The organism is Pseudomonas sp. GW821-FHT02A11 (assembly GCF_059421985.1).
In genome coordinates, this window is the sequence record NZ_JBWKWB010000011.1 from 72,657 (window position 1) to 88,822 (window position 16,166).

The following is a 16,166-nucleotide window of genomic DNA, read 5'->3' on the forward strand; positions in this document are numbered from 1 at the left end:
TCGAGGGAGAATGTCACAGGCGGGGAGGAGGGTGCAAAAAACACCTCGGGTGTATGGGCCGGTAGCGTTGCTCCCGCCGTGCTCCCACAGGTGATGCTGCGCCTGTGGGAGGCTTCGGTGTTCTGCGCGATTACCGGGACGACAGCGGCGGCGTGCGTGGCGGCACTTGGCGCTTGCTGCCGGTGGACTCGAACGCCGCGGCCAGGCGCAGCAGTTGCGAGTCGTCGTAGGCGCGGCCGGCGAACGTCAGACCCACGGGCATGCCGATGTCGGGCATCACGCCCATCGGCACGGTCACGGTCGGCACGCCCAGGTGGCGGATGGCGAGGTTGCCGTTGGCGACCCAGACGCCGTTGCTCCAGGCGATGTCGGCAGAGGCCGGATCGACGTCCGAATTGGCAGGCGCTACATCGGCCACGGTCGGGAACAGCACCGCGTCCAGCCCCAGAGAGTCCATCCAGTCTTCCAGGTCCAGCTTGCGGGTTTTTTCCAGCCCGCGCAGGCCGTCGGGCAACGTTTCAATCTCGCTCCACGGGGTGATGCCGCGCTCGGCCATGCGCACGTATTCGTCCATGCCCGCCGCCAGATCGCCCTCGCGGTTCGGCAGGGTGCCGGGGTCGTGGGGGAAAATTTTCGGGCCGTCGACGTCCACCAGCTGGTTCAGTTGCGGGTCGCCGTTGGCGCGCAGGAAATCATCGAATGCCCAAGCGGTCAGGTCCCACAGTTCGTGGTGCAGGAATTCCTTGGAGACGATGCCGCGATTGAACACGGTCGGCGCGCCGGGACGATCGCCTTCGCAGTTGGACACCAGCGGGAAGTCCACTTCGATCACCTGCGCGCCTGCCGCTTCCAGGGCTTTGCGAGCTGCTTGCCACAAACCGATCACCGACGGGCGGGTGTGGATGCGTTGCCCGGTGGGGCCGCCAATGCCCGGGGCTTCGCTGGTGCCGGCCTCAGCGTCGGCATTGATGTACATGCGCGGGATGCCCAGACGCTTGCCAGCCAATGCCTCGCTGTTCACCAGCAGCTCGGTGTAGGACGCCGGGCGCACCGAGGCAACCGGCGGAATCGGCACCCAGGGCTGCAAACGCCACAGGTCGCCACGGGTGTCGGTGTCTTCGGCGACCACCACGTCGAGCACTTCCAGCAAGTCGGCCATGGTCCGCGCGAAGGGCACGACCACGTCCATGGTCGGCGTCAGTGGCCAGTTGCCGCGCACCGAAATCACACCTCGCGACGGGGTGTAAGCGCACAGGCCGTTGTTGGATGCAGGCCCCCGTCCGCTGGACCAGGTTTCTTCGGCCAGGCCAAACGCCGCGAAGCTGGCAGCGGTCGCTGTGCCTGCGCCGTTGGAGGAGCCTGAGGCGAAGGGCGCGGTGAGGTAATCAGCGTTATACGGGCTTTCTGCGCGGCCGTAGACGCCGCGCTGCATCCCGCCGTTGGCCATGGGCGGCATGTTGGTCTTGCCCAAGCAGATAGCCCCGGCAGCGCGCAGGCGCTCAATGGTGAAGGCGTCACGGTAAGCGATCAGTTTGGCAAAGGCCGGGCTGCCCGAGGCTGCGGTCAGGCCCTTGACCAGATAGCTGTCCTTGGCAGTGTAGGGAATGCCGTCCAGCGGGCCGAGGGTCTGGCCATTGGCACGACGTGCGTCGGCGCCTTCGGCTTCTTTCAACGCCTCGGGATTGCGCACCACCACGGCATTGAGCGCTGTGCTGGTGTTCGGGCCGTCGTAGGCGTCGATGCGCGCCAGATAGGCTTTGACCAGCTCCACCGAAGTGGTCTTGCCCGACTCCAGTGCGGCGCGCAGGTCAGCGATGGAAACTTCGGTGACTTCGATCATGCGCTCACCGCCAGAGTAAAAATGTGAGAGGTCTTGGATGGGCTTTTCATTGTGCTCTCCGTTTCATGGCCTGTTCTCTGATGAGGGCTGGAACAGGCTGTAGGTGTAATCCGGGTGCTGTATTTAACACCAAGTCGGACAATGGAGGCAGAGGCGGGTTTTTGTAACATCATCTTAACATCACGTTGCTACCGTGCTTGCTTTGGTCTGGCTCGGTAGTACGGACATGCAGGCAGAACATTTCACCTTTACGCGGCCCAAGCTGCCCAGAGATCACCGTTGTGCCGGTGATCTGTGCAACGAGGTGCCCGGCATCGAGTCGGACTGCACCAACAATCGTGTGATGGAGATCTTCAGCGCGCACCGGGAGCGGGCCTGCCTGGCGGTGCTCGAGGGGGATCGTCCGATCGGCCTGATCAACCGCAATATCTTCCTTTCGCAGATGGCCAAGCCGTTTCATCGCGAGCTTTACGACAAGAAAAGCTGCATCGCTTTCATGGACAAGGAACCGCTGGTGGTCGATGCCCAAATGAGCATCGAAGCGCTGACCTTCAAGACCGTGGAGTTCGGCGAAAAGGCATTGGCCGACGGTTTCATCGTCACCCGCGATGGCCGTTTCGCAGGACTTGGCAACGGTCTGGAGCTGATGGCGGTGGTCGCGGCGATGCAGGCCGAGAAAAACCGCCAGATGATGCAGAGCATCGAATACGCCAGCGTCATTCAGCGCGCCATGCTGCGAGCGTCCCGCGAGGCGCTGACCTCAACCCTGGGCGACGCCTCGTTGCTGTGGGAGCCGCGGGATGTGGTCGGCGGCGATTTCTATCATTTCAGCGCCTACCCCGAAGGCTGGTTCGGCGCTATCGCCGACTGCACCGGGCATGGCGTGCCGGGCGCTTTCATGACCTTGATCGCATCGTCTTCGCTCACTCAAGCCCTGGGGCAGATCGGCCCGCGTGATCCGGCGCGGCTGTTGTCGGCGGTCAATCGCGGCGTCAAGGAGATGCTCGGTCAGGTCAACGGCCTCGATGGCACGCCGGAGTCCGACGATGGCCTGGACGCTGCGTTCTTCTGGTTCGACAACGCCTCCCGCGTGCTGACCTTCGCCGGCGCGCGCATGGCCCTGCACGTGCTCAACCCCGGTGCCGATCAGCTGGATACGTTGGCCGGGCGGCGCATGGGCGTGGGCTACGTGGGCAGCGATTTCGATTATCAGTGGTCGCTCAGCACCGTGCAGATGCAGCCGGGTAGCCTGATGTTCGTGGCCACCGACGGGCTGATCGACCAGATCGGCGGCCCCAAACGCATTGCCTTCGGCAAGCGCAAGGCCTTCGACATTCTTCTCGAGCGCCGCGACCAGCCCTCGACCACCATCTGCGAAGCCCTGCGCCAGGCGCTGGTGGTGTGGCAGGCCGAACAGACCCGTCGCGACGACCTGACCCTCTTCTGTGCCCGTATTCAGGAATGATGATGCTTAACTCAGCGACCGCCCAACAGGACTGCACATTTTTCGATCTGGCCCAACAGCGCAATGTGATCTTCTACCACATGGGCTATTTCACCCATCACATCATCTCGGCCATGGCCGAAGTGGTGAAGCTGCAGCTGGAAATTTCCGGGGTCAGCGGCCCTACGCGGCGCAAGCTGTTTTCCTCGTTCGTGGAGCTTTCGCAGAACATCATTCATTACTCCTCCGATGCCCTCAGTGCGTCGGTGTCCGAGGCATCCGGTCTGCGTCAGGGCGCGGTGTGCATCAGCACCGACGGCGAGCGCCACCTGATGCTCTGCGCCAACCCGATTGCCACTGCCGACATAGAGCGTTTGCGGGAGAAACTCGAACCGCTGCGCAATATGTCCCTTGATGAAATCAAACAAGCCTACAAAGTCACCCTGCGCTCTGAAACGCCCGAGGACAGCAAGGGCGCAGGCCTGGGTTTCCTGACCATGGCCCGGGATGCCAGTGCGCCGCTGGAGTTCGACTTTCATCCCCGCGCCGATGACCCTGACACGACGCTGTTTTGCCTTAAAGCCACTATCTGAATTGAGCGACGCTTAGCCATGGACAACTTCTACATCGAAGCAACGGCCACCTCGCCGGAAATCGACTTTCGTTTCGACCAGAATCTGCTGTCGATGAAAGGCGAGTCCTACCCGGAAAACGCCGCCGCCTTTTATGCGCCCATCGTGCAGCAACTGCGCACCTACCTGGCGAGCAAGGAAAGCGCGGCGATTACCGCGAACATTGCACTGGCCTATTTCAACAGCTCCAGCACCAAGATGCTGTTCAGTATTTTCGATGCGCTGGACCAGGCCGCCGAGGACGGCAACCGCATTGAAGTGAACTGGTATTACGACGAAGAAGACGAAACCATTTTCGAGTTCGGTGAGGAGCTCAAGGCTGACTTCACCTCGATCGTCTTCAACGACTGTCCGATCACCACGTGAAGAGGGTATTGGAGATGGCAGCTTCCGTCGCTTCTCGAGGCGTTTCCAGCGAACCGGCTCCGGACTTGTTCACCAGCGAAGCCGAAGCCCTGGAGCAGGTGCGTTCGATTCTGGCCTTGCCCGAGGCGCACGCGCAGGTCTATCGCCAGTCGCTGTCAGGCTTGGCAACCCATTACGAACGCCTGATGCGCGAAACGCGACGTTTGATCGGTCGCAGCGACCGTGCAGAGCGCGAGATGAACGCCCTCAACGCGCAGCTGCAGACCCTCGCCCGCCAGCTCGAATACCGCGCCACCCATGACGCCCTGACCGGCGTGCTGAACCGTGGCGCGATCATCGACATGACCGCTCAAGCGTTGCTCAGCAGAGGGGCGGTGCTGATCGTGCTCGACATCGACCACTTTAAACACGTCAACGACGAGTTCGGCCACCCGGCGGGCGATGCGGTGATTCAAGGCATCGTCGCCTGCCTGCGACGCATCGTCGGCGACGACGGCGCAATCGGGCGGGTAGGCGGCGAGGAGTTCACCGTATTGATCCCGGCCGGGCAACTCCAAGCGGGGCTGCGCATGGCCGAAGCGATGCGCCAAGCCATCGCCGATCACGTGTTCGGTCATCCGGTCAATCGCTCCATCACCGCCAGTTTCGGCGTCAGCGCCAACCCTCAGGGCACCGGTTTCGACACGGCATACGGTCTGGCGGATTCGGCGCTGTATCAGGCCAAACGGGCAGGGCGTAATCGCGTGGAAGTCGCCGAACAAGGAGCTTGACGGGCAGCCCGTCTGAGCCGCCCCCAGCGTACCGATCCCGGGACTAGACTGATCTCTTCACCTCCCGACTCTGGAGAACTGAAATGGTCAGCAAGAACACGGTCTGTCTCTGGTACAACGGTGACGCGCTGGATGCCGCGAACTTCTACGCCAGGACCTTCCCGGACAGCGCGGTCCAGGCCGTTCACAAAGCCCCCAGCGATTACCCGTCCGGCAAGGAAGGCGATGCGCTGACGGTGGAATTCACGGTCATGGGCACCCCCTGCATCGGCCTCAACGGCGGCCCGGAATTCAAGCACAGCGAGGCGTTCTCGTTTCAGGTCGCGACAGACGATCAGGCAGAAACCGACCGCCTGTGGCACGCCATCATCGACAACGGCGGCCAAGCCAGCGTCTGCGGCTGGTGCAAAGACAAGTGGGGGCTGTCGTGGCAAATCACCCCGCGCGTATTGACCGAGGCCTTCACCCACAAGGACAAAGCGGTGGCCAAACGGGCCTTCGAGGCGATGATGAACATGACCAAAATCGACATCGCCGCGATTGAGGCCGCCGTCAGAGGCTAGCGGGCGTAGGCGGGGTCTTCATCACCATGATGGCGAAGATTCAGGACGGCCCATGACAGCCCCGCACATGCTCGATACCAATGACGGCCTGTGTCAACGTAGGTGGCGCTTCAGATCTCAATCATCCAGACTGATGATCTGCTCACGCACGCAAAACAGCACCAGACCCGCCACATCGTAGATCTGCAGGCGTTTCATGATCTGGGAGCGGTGGGTCTCGACGGTCTTGACGCTCAGGTTCAGGCCGTTGGCAATTTCCCGGGTGGATTTGCCGCGCACGATCAGGCGCAGGATTTCCAGCTGGCGCGCGGTCAGGTTGTGGTTTTCCACGGTGTCAGGTTTGTTCGAGTGCGCGCTGATCAGTGCCTGATTGATCACTGTGTGGGCAATCGCCGGGCTCAGGTAGCGTTCGTCATTGCGCAGGGCTTGCAGCGCCTGTTCGATTTCAGTCGCCGTGGCGTCCTTGAGCAGGTAGCCATGAGCGCCGCCTTCCAGCGCGCGCATGATCATCTGCGGATCGGTGTGCATCGACAGGATCAGCACCTTGCTGTGGGGCAATGCCCTGTGCAGGCGCTCCAGGGCATCCAGGCCGTTGCTGTCCTTCATGGAGATATCGAGCAGGATGATGTCCGGTTTCAGGTCCAGGGTCATTTCCAGCAACTGATTGCCGTCGGCTGCCTCGCCGATCACCTGATAGCCGGGAATGTCGGAGACCAGAGCGCGGACGCCAGCGCGGATCAATGCATGGTCGTCGACCAGAAGAAGATTGCAGATCATGAGTGCTTATTTATCTCGGCGCGTTCGCGGGCGCGGGGCGCCCAGGGGAACAGGGCATGAATATTCGTGCCCTGGCCGGGCTGACTGTCGACGGTCAGATGGCCGCCGAGCAGGGCGGCGCGTTCGGACATGCCGGCCATGCCGCGCTGGCCTTGCTGACCCGGATCGGCAGCCGGAGAAAACCCCACGCCGTCGTCGGTAACGCTCAAGGCCAAGCCGTCCGGGCGGCGCTGGATGCGCACCAGCAGGTTCTTCGCCTGAGCGTGGCGAAGCATGTTGGTGACGGCTTCCTGGGTAATGCGAAACGCCGCGACAGCCATTTCCTCGGGAATCCCGGCCAGCCGCTGATGGCATTCCAGGCTCCAGAGGATCGAGGTGTCGGCCAGCGTGCGCAGCAGGTGCGCGCGCAGACTGGCTTCCAGACCCAGGCTGGTCAGTTGGCGCGGATTCAGGATGGCCGAGACGTCCCGCACTTTGGCCAGGGTTTCGTCGAGGATGTTGTTGAGCATCGTGCAGTGAGGCTGCAGGTCCTCGGTGGCTCGGCGTTGCATCCATTCGCTCTGCAGCTTGGCGGCAGTCAGCATCTGGCCGATGTCGTCGTGCAGTTCACGGCTCAAACGATGACGCTCGGTTTCCTGAACCTGCAGCATGTGATCGGCCAGTTCCTGAGGCTGGAACTGAATGGTCTGGCTGGGGCGACTCAGGCCATAGGCAACTGTTACAAATGCCAGAACATTGAGCAGTGCCAGGCCATTCGGCACGCCATTGTCGAAAAACCAGGCAATGGCATTACACGCCGATGTTGCCAGACACAATATAGCCACCCACCGAAGCATCCTGTTTGCGCCCATAGTCCGTAACTTGAAGGTCTTGTTGCTGCCATGCATAGCGGATGAAGCCATCGGATAATTATTGCGGATACCTGAACAGCGAAGTGTCAGGCCACTTAAGCGAGTCAGCATGACGCACATGCAGCTCACTTTTTACGTGTGTACAAGAACCAGGGGGCGATGTTCAACAAAGGGATGCGATTGCAGACTTACCTTCTCGATCGCGGGCGCAGATATTACCTTAAATACCGGCTTTATTAAGTGCCTACTGTAAATAAGTGACGTGCGATAGTTGTCTGAACCGTCAGGAAGTAATAATGGAACGATGGTGCTAATCAAGTGGCAAGTCGCCTCCTCTGTTTGAGAAGAGGGCATTGCACAACGAGCCTGCCGCATGCCGCACGCCGATGCAACCGAGAGCTGGCGAGCCTGTCGCGTTTGATCATGCTTGCGATTGAGCCGGACGCAGTCGTGGCAGTCCGAAAGGCTGCCCTGCTGGCAGGGCATGGAAGCGGACGCCGGATCAGCGTGACGCAGGGCGGTCCAGGTGTTCGCCCACGGCAGATTCGACAGGAGGGAGCGCGGTGGCCATCGGCGCGGTCCATTCAACGGCGACCGAATGGCTGCTGTCGAGCTGGCCAACTCCACAGCAGCAGCCGAATTGTTCGAGCAGTTCCTGCTGTTCATTGTCGTCCAATGGAAGCAGGCCTGACAGTGGGTCCACCAGTTCGACCTGCCAGGACAACAACGACAGGCACTGGCGCAGGGTCAGCAGGGCCTTGGGCTGAAGACGCCCGGCGGCGCTGGCGAAATAAAGCAGGTAGCGTAACTGCCGCGCGAACCCGGCAATGGCTTGCACCGATGCCGTATCGGCCAGGCCTGCGACCTTTTGAAGGGTGCCGAGCAGGCATTCAATGGCGTCCCTGTCGTCACTGATCAGGTCCAGATGGCTCAGGCATTCGTCTGCACGGGTCATCAGGACTTGGGTTTCAGCGAGGAAATTGCCGTGCAACTCATGCCATTCATTGCCGTTCAGCATGTCAAACCTCCACTCTTCATGGAACGCGATCCGCAAGCGCGTGGGGCGAGTGGCCCAAAGTTAATGTTGAAGGCAATAAAAAGTCTGTAGGGCGTTTCTGAATATTTTGATTGGTAGGTAGCCGTTGGCACGCAATCGTTTGCCACTCGCGTGCGCGAGGGCAGCCGAATATCGGCGATCTCTTTATTGACGAGGGGATCGGGGAATTCCACGAACGCGACCACGTAGCTGACTCCATTCACTCAATGAGAATGGCGTCACAATAATGGCTAAAAGAAAGCACGAATATCAGGTTTGCCCTGATCGGGTTTAAGGAATACCCCTAGGGGAATGCCTGAGTGCTGATAGTGGGAGATCAAATAGCCACTACTGGCGCATGTTCGTTCGTTTCAGATACACGGCAGTAAAGCATGATGTTAATGTGATATCAATTGGCGCGGCACACGTCGTTGTCACGATTAAGGTCTGCGACTGCGCTGCCGATAACCCAAGTGCGGACTTACTTGAACCCTGCTCCAGGAGCACCCGATGGCTGGCATTCTCGACACAGTAGACCAACGTACACAGCTGGTGGGTGAGAACCGCCTGGAAATTCTCATGTTCCGCCTGGCTGGTCGACAATTGTTCGCGATCAACGTGTTCAAGGTTCAGGAGGTGCTGCAACTGCCCAAGCTGACCCTGATGCCGCAACGTCATCCGTTCGTGTGCGGCGTGGTCAACCTGCGCGGCCAGACCCTGCCGGTGATCGATCTGTCCCAGGCCATCGGCATGCGCCCGCTGGTGCCCGAAGCGTCGAGCACCATCATCGTCACTGAATACAACCGCTCCGTTCAGGCGTTTCTGGTGGGCGGTGTCGACCGCATCGTCAACATGAACTGGGAAGCCATTCTGCCGCCGCCCAGCAGTGCAGGGCGTCAGCATTATCTGACGGCCATCAGCAAGGTCGATGACCAGTTGGTGGAAATCATCGACGTCGAAAAGGTACTCGCCGAAATCGTGCCGTACAGCGCCAAGGTGTCCCGCGACAAGCTCGACGATCCGGTGCTGGGCCGCGCTCGCGGTCGTGAAGTCTTGCTAGTGGATGACTCCAATGTCGCGCTGTCGCAGCTGCGCGACACCCTGGGCCAGCTCGGTGTGAAGATGCACGTGGCCAGCGACGGCCTCAAGGCGCTCAACATGCTCAAGGCGTGGGCGGACACCGGCGAGGTCATGACCGACAAGCTGCTGATGATCTTCACCGACGCCGAAATGCCGGAAATGGACGGCTATCGCCTGACCACTGAAATCCGCAACGACCCACGCCTGCGTGGGCTTTACGTGGTGCTGCACACGTCGCTTTCGGGCAGCTTCAACGAGTCGATGGTCAAGAAGGTCGGTTGCGACAACTTCCTGTCCAAGTTCCAGCCGGACAAGCTGGTGGACGTTGTGCGCGAGCGCCTGATGCTCGATCACTGACCGCTCACGCTTTCAGGCCCCTCGCTGTATGGAGGGGCTTTTTTGTATCTGTACGGTTCGCAGCGCTGATGGCTCGTATAAAGTGTGGCCTTCCCATTTGCTCACTCCAAGGACGCGTCCATGCTGCACCTCAGCGCGCTGTACCGGTATCCCCTCAAATCCTGCAAGGCCGAGTCGCTGCAACAGGCCAGTTTCGATGAATTGGGGCTCACTGGAGACCGACGCTGGATGCTGGTGGACGAGACCACCGGGCGTTTCTATAGCCAGCGCGCCATGCCGCACATGTCTCAGCTCTCGGTGCTGTGGAACGAGCGGGGCGGAGTCACGCTCTCGGCCCCTGGGCTTTCGCCGCTCGATGTGGCGTTGCCGGACAACATCGAAGACAACCTGCGCGGCGTCACGGTCTGGCGCGATACCTTGCGTGTCCCGGATGCAGGTGATGAAGCGGCGCGCTGGGTCAGCGACTTCATCGGCAAACCGACACGCGTGGTGCACGTCCCCAAGGAACGTGCCCGCTGGCTGCCCTCGGGCTTTGGCACGGTGGATGACAAGGTGGGCTTTGCCGATGGCTTTCCGCTGCTGTTGATCGGCCAGGCGTCGCTGGACGATCTGTCGAACCGGATCGGGCACCCCCAGGAAATGTTGCGCTTTCGCCCCAATCTGGTGGTGGAAGGCGCCGAAGCCTTCGCTGAAGACGGCTGGAAACGCATTCGCATCGGCACTCTGGAATTCCGCCTGCTCAAGGGCTGCGCCCGCTGCATCCTCACCACCATTGATCCGGCGACTGGCGAGCGCAGCGAAGACCGCGAGCCGCTGAACACGCTCAAGCGTTATCGGGAGAAAGAGGGCGAGATCTGGTTCGGCCAGAACATGGTCAACGACGGGCCGGGTAGGGTCAAGGTGGGGATGGAGGTAGAGGTGCTGGAGTGATGACTCATACCGTTCGCGGTCGTGAGTCATGGGCGATTATTGTGGGAGCCAGCAAGCCGGCCCCCACAGTTTCTCCCGCCGCGGGCTTGATCAGCGGTTACAAATCATCGAAAAACCGCTCATGCCAGTCCACCAGCGGCTGTGGCGCATTGAGCTTCTGTCCGTAGATCACCGCGTAAGACAGCACGTTCTGAACGTATTGCCGGGTTTCGTCAAACGGAATGCTCTCGACCCATACATCGAACCCCAAGTGGTTCGCGCCCTTGAGCCACTGCCGCACACGGCCGGGGCCTGCGTTGTACGCCGCTGACGCCAGCACCCGGTTGCCATTGAACTGCCCATGGATCTGGCTCAGATACGCCGCGCCCAGCTGGATGTTGGTGTCCGGGTTGAGCACCTGGGCAGGGGAGGCCAGTGGAATGCTGAACTTGCGGGCCGTTTCTTTTGCGGTGGCGGGCATCAACTGCATCAGGCCACTGGCGCCCACGCTGGAGCGGGCGTCGTCCATGAACGCACTTTCCTGACGTGTGATGGCGAACACCCAGCTCGAATGCAGGCCGCGGATCTGCGCTTCACGCACCAGCGTGTCGCGATGGGCCATGGGGAAACGGATATCCAGATCATCCCAATATTGCGCCTGGCTGATGGTGCGAATCGCCGGGAAATACCAGCCCATGTCATAGGCCAGTTTTGCCTGGGCGACCATCTCGTCGCGGGTGAAATGGCGAGTCACGTGATACCACTCGCGTCGCCCGTTCACCACTTCGCCACGCTGGTAGAACTCCAGCGCCCGACGCACGCCCGGCGTATTGCGCACCTTGTTGAGGGTCGCCTGGCTCAGCATCAACGGCTTGTTGTTGAGCATGTACGGGGTTTGCGTACGATCGGCGGCGAGGAAGCCATAGAAGTCGCGTTCTTTGGACACCGCGCGATACAACGCCGGCAGCTGAGGGTTGTTCGGTTGCGAAAGCTCCAGCGAACGTGCCTGCCAGTAGCGCCAGCGGTTCGTGGTGGCCAAGTCCTGCGGCAGGCGGCGGGTCAGCTCATAGGCATCACCCCAGCGGCCAAGGCGCAGCAGCAAGCGCAGGCGCCATTCGGTGACCGTGTTGTCGCGCAGGTCCGGATCGTATTTGGTCATCAGGCCCAGCGCGCGATCGTCGTAGCTGCGTGCCAGCGTCAGGCCGATTTCCTTGGCGATCTGCACCTGTTCTTCGTGGGAGAAATGCAGCACCGGCGCGTAGCTGTCGAGCAGCTCCATGGCCCGTTGCGGGTCCTGCTTGGCCAGGCGACGCAGGCCCAGGCCGACCACATCGGACATTGCCTCATCGGCCGGCATGAACTGGCCCTGGTTGTTGACCATCTCGGGCTTTTGCGCCACGGCGATCAGCAGCCGACCCTGAGGGGCGAGGGTGGTCATGCTGTTGACCAGTTGATTGGCCAGCGCATAGTTGCGCGCTTGAGCTGCCAGCTTGGCGCGCTGCCAGCGTTTCTGTTCGGTGAGTTGGCCTTCGACTGCCCATTGGGTGAAAAACGTGTCACACGCGGCGGGCAGGGTCTTGCCGGTCATCCACAGCTTTTCGGCGTTGGCGTAGCCTTCCGAGCGCAGGTTGTGGCTGAGCTGATAGGTGCCGTTGAGGCAGTCCAGCTCGGTGAAGTTGAGCTTGGGGTCGTAATACTGAACGAACGGCTGCCAGTCGCCACGTGACGCCAGCAGGCGCAGCCAGCGCAGCTTCATGAAGTTGGCCTGGGGCAAGTCGCCATGCTCGGCGAGGAATTTCTCGACCTCCTCGTTGCTCGCGCTGTTCAGGCGGGCAGTGAGTTCGTCATAGGCCAGATACGGCTCCAGCGGATAGTCGGCCAGTGCCGAGGCGTACATGCGGTACGGTCCCGCATCGCCCTTGGCCAGCGCGCGCTTGGCCTGGTCGTAGTATTGACGTTGAGTGGTGATATCGACCGCTTGGACAGACTGGGCAGCGGTGGCCGACAGAAGCAGGCAGGACAAAAGGCTGAACAAACGACTGCGCATGAGACTTCCGTGCAGATGAACCGTGAAAAGTGCCGCTAGCTTAGCCTTTTGCCGGCGCGGGTTGAAGGGCGAAGGTGCAGGTGGGTGGGTGATGGAAACAAATGCTTGCAGTTGGGGTGGAGGGATTGGGTCGGCTTGGGATTCTTACTCTGTTGCCCTGCGGGCCTAATCGCCGGCAAGCCAGCTCCTACATTTTTTGCAACGTACCGCATCCTGAGGGTCCGAGTTGTCAGCCTTTTAAAGCGATGCAATTTCTCGCCAGGCACCAAAACTGCCAACGCGGTCCATCAGGCCATGGCACGTTGCAAAAAATGTAGGAGCTGGCTTGCCGGCGAATGCGCCCGACAGGGCATCAAAGTAACGATTTAAAGCCAACCCACCCTCTATCTCAGGTAGAATGCGCGCCCGGTTTTTGGAGAAGCTCATGACCCTGCTCAAATTAAGCGATGTGTCCCTTGCGTTCGGCGCCATGCCGTTGTTGGACAAGGTGTCCTGGCAGATCGCCCGTGGAGAGCGGGTCTGCATCATCGGTCGCAACGGCACCGGCAAATCCAGCATGCTCAAGCTGGTCAAGGGTGTGCAGCTGCCTGATGACGGCAACGTCTGGCGCGCCCCGGGCCTGAAGATCGGCGAGCTGCCCCAGGAACTGCCTGTGGCGGATGGCCGTACCGTATTCGACGTCGTTGCCGAAGGCCTCGATGGCGTGGGGGCTTTGCTGGCCGAATACCACCACCTGAGCCAGAACATCGTCACCGCCGAAGACCTGGACAAGCTGATGCACGTGCAGTCAGACCTCGAAGCCCGTGACGGCTGGCGCCTCCAGCAACTGGTGGACAGCACCCTCAGCCGCCTGCAACTCCCGGCAGACAAGACCCTTGCCGAGCTGTCCGGCGGCTGGCGTCGTCGCGTTCTGCTGGCCCAGGCGCTGGTGTCCGAGCCGGATCTCTTGCTGCTCGACGAGCCCACCAACCACCTGGATATCGGTGCCATCGCCTGGCTGGAAGAAGCGCTGAAGGAATTCCAGGGCGCCGTGCTGTTCATCACGCACGACCGTTCTTTCCTGCAAAACCTCGCGACCCGCATCCTGGAGCTCGATCGAGGCGGCCTGATCGACTGGAACGGCGACTACGCCAGTTTCCTGGTCCACAAGGAAGCGATGCTGGCGGCCGAAGAAACCGCCAACGCGCTGTTCGACAAGCGCCTGGCGCAGGAAGAAGTGTGGATACGGCAAGGCATCAAGGCCCGTCGCACCCGTAATGAAGGCCGCGTGCGTGCCCTCAAGGCACTGCGCGTCGAGCGCGGCGAGCGTCGCGAGCGGACCGGCAAGGCGAATATCCAGCTGGACACCGCCGATAAATCCGGCAAGCAGGTCATGGTCCTGGAAAACGTCAGCTTCGCTCACCCGGGCGGGCCGATGCTGATCAAGGATTTCTCCATGGTGCTGCAGCGCGAAGACCGCATCGGTCTGCTGGGCGCCAACGGCACCGGCAAGACCACGCTGCTCAAGCTGATGCTCGACAACCTCCAGCCCACCAGCGGTTCGGTGGACGTCGGGACGAACCTTGAGGTCGCCTATTTCGATCAGTTGCGTCACCAGCTCGACCTGGAAAAGACCGTGGTCGACAACGTCGCCGAAGGTCGCGACTTCATCGACATTGACGGTCAAAGCCGCCATGTTTTGAGCTATCTCGGTGATTTCCTGTTCAGCCCGCAGCGTGCTCGCACGCCGGTCAAGGCGCTGTCGGGCGGTGAGCGTGCGCGCCTGCTGCTGGCCAAGCTGTTCAGCAAACCGGCCAACCTGCTGGTCCTCGACGAACCGACCAACGATCTGGACGTTGAAACCCTCGAACTACTCGAAGAAGTGCTCCTGACTTTCAAGGGCACTGTGCTGATGGTCAGCCACGACCGGGCATTCCTCGATAACGTGGTCACCAGTACCCTGGTGTTCGAAGGCGAGGGCAAGGTTCGCGAGTTCGTCGGTGGCTATCAGGACTGGCTGCGACAGGGCGGCTCGCCGCGTCTTTTGGGCGTGACCGAAAGCAAATCGGGCAAGGCCGACCTGAACTCGGCCATCGTCGAGCCGGTGGCCGCTGCGCCTGCTCCGATGCAGGAAGCGCCTGCCGCGAAGAAGAAGCTCAGCTACAAACTGCAACGCGAGTTGGAAGCGCTGCCGGGAGAAATCGACGCCAAAGAGCAGCAGATCACCGCCGTTGAAGCTGAAATCGCCGATTCAGGCTTCTATCAGCGTCCGGCTGCCGAGACCGCCAAGGTGCTGGCGTCGCTTGAGCAACTCAACAAAGAGCTGGATACCCTGGTCGAGCGCTGGGCCGAACTGGACGAGTGATCGCCGATCTGCCGACATAAAAAAGCCCGAGCCTTCAACGGCCCGGGCATTTGTGCTTGTGCCGGGTTTATTCAGCGCGTTTGACCAGGCGCACGGCCAATACGTCACACGGCGCACCATGAAGCACATCATTGGCAGTGGAGCCCAGCAGCAGCGACAGGCCGTGACGACCATGGCTGCCGACGACGATCAGGTCAACCTTGTGCTCTTTGGCCAAATTGTGAATTTCCTGACGCGGCTGGCCGTAGGTCAGGTGGCTGTCGCCGGTTTTGACTTCAGGGTATTTGAGTTTCAGGTTTTCAAGCTTCTCCTTGGCCTGGTCGAACTGTTGTTGCTGCAGTTGCGAGAGATCCATTGGCACGTCGCCGCCAAAGGCCATGGCCATGGGTTCGACAATGTGCACCAGTGACAGCTTGGCGTTAGTGCCCAGAGCCAGTTTCATGGCTTTCTTGATGACCGGATCGCACTCTTCAGTGAGGTCCACGGCTACCAGAATATGTTCATAGGACATGGGATGTTCCTTCTGAGGTCTGCGATGGTTTTGATTATGGCTCTTTTCACGCGCCTCATGGCACGCCGTCTTGTTTTGCCCGTCGCTCCCCGCGACAGGGGCATACAGATATGACGGTGTGGATAGTGCTGTCAATCGTTGCGGTTGTCTTGAGCCCTCTGGTATGGCTGCGACCGTCGCGCTCCCAGAGCGGACGAATGGCCATGCGCATGGCCGCGCGGCGCATGGGCCTGGTCATGCAGTTGATCCCTCAGGAGTGGCCGCACTGGCTGCCGGTCGAGCCCCCTAGCCCGTGCGCGCAGTATCACAGGCCGCGTACGGCGCGCGAGCCTGACGTCTGGGTGTACTGGCAGATGACGCCCGGCAACTGGGTCAATCAGTGGCGCGAACCCTGCGAAGACTCGCGTCTGTTGCCACATCTTCAAACGTTGCCCGCAGACGTTTACAAGCTCGAAGCCGGCAAGCAGTTGATTGCCCTGTATTGGGCCGAGCGCGGTGATGAAAATGTGTTGCAGCGCATTGCTGCGGTTCTGAAGGCCTTAGCGTAACCGGTGAGGCGCAGCGTTTGCCAAATCGCGGGCATTAAAAAGCCCGATAACAACATCGGGCTGGGGGTTGGCCAGGCAGGCCGTAATTCGT

At 61.0% G+C, this 16,166-nt stretch carries 16 protein-coding genes; 9 read left to right on the forward strand and 7 right to left on the reverse strand.

Annotation, left to right across the window (positions count from 1 at the left end):
* Window positions 1–130 precede the first annotated feature (130 nt).
* A complete protein-coding gene (locus tag AC07V9_RS17060; protein WP_495016841.1) occupies window positions 131–1,840 on the reverse strand; it encodes an amidase in 1,710 nt (569 codons plus the stop codon).
* 226 nt (window positions 1,841–2,066) lie between these two features.
* Between AC07V9_RS17060 and AC07V9_RS17065 the strand changes: the two genes are divergently transcribed.
* The 5 genes from AC07V9_RS17065 to AC07V9_RS17085 all read left to right on the forward strand — a co-directional run bounded on the left by AC07V9_RS17065 (window position 2,067) and on the right by AC07V9_RS17085 (window position 5,615).
* Entirely contained in the window at window positions 2,067–3,305 is a 1,239-nt protein-coding gene (locus AC07V9_RS17065; protein ID WP_495016842.1) for a SpoIIE family protein phosphatase, read from the forward strand.
* Between the two features lie 2 nt (window positions 3,306–3,307).
* Window positions 3,308–3,877, forward strand: a complete 570-nt coding sequence (locus AC07V9_RS17070; protein ID WP_495016843.1) for a SiaB family protein kinase — start codon at window positions 3,308–3,310, stop codon at window positions 3,875–3,877.
* Window positions 3,878–3,895: 18 nt separating this feature from the next.
* Complete coding sequence (locus AC07V9_RS17075; RefSeq protein ID WP_495016844.1) at window positions 3,896–4,282, forward strand: DUF1987 domain-containing protein; 387 nt, start codon at window positions 3,896–3,898, stop codon at window positions 4,280–4,282.
* A 14-nt stretch (window positions 4,283–4,296) separates the two neighbouring features.
* Entirely contained in the window at window positions 4,297–5,052 is a 756-nt protein-coding gene (locus AC07V9_RS17080) for a GGDEF domain-containing protein (protein WP_495016845.1), read from the forward strand.
* A gap of 83 nt (window positions 5,053–5,135) precedes the next feature.
* Window positions 5,136–5,615 carry a VOC family protein gene (locus tag AC07V9_RS17085; protein WP_495016846.1) on the forward strand — a complete coding sequence of 160 codons (480 nt, stop codon included), beginning with the start codon at window positions 5,136–5,138 and terminating at the stop codon, window positions 5,613–5,615.
* Window positions 5,616–5,732: 117 nt separating this feature from the next.
* On the opposite strand, the gene AC07V9_RS17090 is transcribed toward AC07V9_RS17085, so the two are convergent.
* From AC07V9_RS17090 to AC07V9_RS17100, 3 genes are all read right to left on the reverse strand, one after another.
* Complete coding sequence (locus AC07V9_RS17090) at window positions 5,733–6,392, reverse strand: response regulator transcription factor (RefSeq protein ID WP_495016847.1); 660 nt, start codon at window positions 6,390–6,392, stop codon at window positions 5,733–5,735.
* The gene (locus tag AC07V9_RS17095) at window positions 6,389–7,279 is read right to left on the reverse strand and encodes a sensor histidine kinase (RefSeq protein ID WP_495016932.1); all 891 of its coding nucleotides are present in this window, start codon (window positions 7,277–7,279) and stop codon (window positions 6,389–6,391) included. The genes AC07V9_RS17090 and AC07V9_RS17095 overlap by 4 nt, the downstream gene beginning before the upstream one ends.
* A 466-nt stretch (window positions 7,280–7,745) precedes the next feature.
* Window positions 7,746–8,261: a hypothetical protein gene (locus AC07V9_RS17100; RefSeq protein WP_495016848.1), complete on the reverse strand. Its 516-nt coding sequence runs from the start codon at window positions 8,259–8,261 to the stop codon at window positions 7,746–7,748.
* 528 nt (window positions 8,262–8,789) lie between these two features.
* Between AC07V9_RS17100 and AC07V9_RS17105 the strand changes: the two genes are divergently transcribed.
* Window positions 8,790–9,716 carry a chemotaxis protein CheV gene (locus AC07V9_RS17105; protein ID WP_495016849.1) on the forward strand — a complete coding sequence of 309 codons (927 nt, stop codon included), beginning with the start codon at window positions 8,790–8,792 and terminating at the stop codon, window positions 9,714–9,716.
* A gap of 120 nt (window positions 9,717–9,836) precedes the next feature.
* Window positions 9,837–10,646, forward strand: coding sequence for an MOSC domain-containing protein (locus AC07V9_RS17110; protein WP_495016850.1), 810 nt, complete (start codon window positions 9,837–9,839; stop codon window positions 10,644–10,646).
* A gap of 97 nt (window positions 10,647–10,743) precedes the next feature.
* Here the strand turns inward: AC07V9_RS17110 and AC07V9_RS17115 are convergent, their stop codons facing one another.
* Window positions 10,744–12,672: a transglycosylase SLT domain-containing protein gene (locus AC07V9_RS17115; RefSeq protein ID WP_495016851.1), complete on the reverse strand. Its 1,929-nt coding sequence runs from the start codon at window positions 12,670–12,672 to the stop codon at window positions 10,744–10,746.
* Window positions 12,673–12,909: 237 nt separating this feature from the next.
* Complete coding sequence (locus tag AC07V9_RS17120; protein WP_495016852.1) at window positions 12,910–13,098, reverse strand: hypothetical protein; 189 nt, start codon at window positions 13,096–13,098, stop codon at window positions 12,910–12,912.
* Between AC07V9_RS17120 and AC07V9_RS17125 the strand changes: the two genes are divergently transcribed.
* Window positions 13,097–15,016 (forward strand): ATP-binding cassette domain-containing protein, encoded by a 1,920-nt coding sequence (locus AC07V9_RS17125; protein ID WP_495016853.1) that lies wholly within the window; start codon window positions 13,097–13,099, stop codon window positions 15,014–15,016. The two genes, AC07V9_RS17120 and AC07V9_RS17125, sit on opposite strands and share 2 nt — an antisense overlap.
* 67 nt (window positions 15,017–15,083) lie before the next feature.
* On the opposite strand, the gene AC07V9_RS17130 is transcribed toward AC07V9_RS17125, so the two are convergent.
* Complete coding sequence (locus AC07V9_RS17130) at window positions 15,084–15,527, reverse strand: universal stress protein (protein ID WP_495016854.1); 444 nt, start codon at window positions 15,525–15,527, stop codon at window positions 15,084–15,086.
* A 110-nt stretch (window positions 15,528–15,637) separates the two neighbouring features.
* Here AC07V9_RS17130 and AC07V9_RS17135 point away from each other — a divergent pair, with 110 nt between their 5' ends.
* Window positions 15,638–16,075, forward strand: coding sequence for a hypothetical protein (locus AC07V9_RS17135; protein WP_495016855.1), 438 nt, complete (start codon window positions 15,638–15,640; stop codon window positions 16,073–16,075).
* Window positions 16,076–16,166 lie beyond the last annotated feature (91 nt).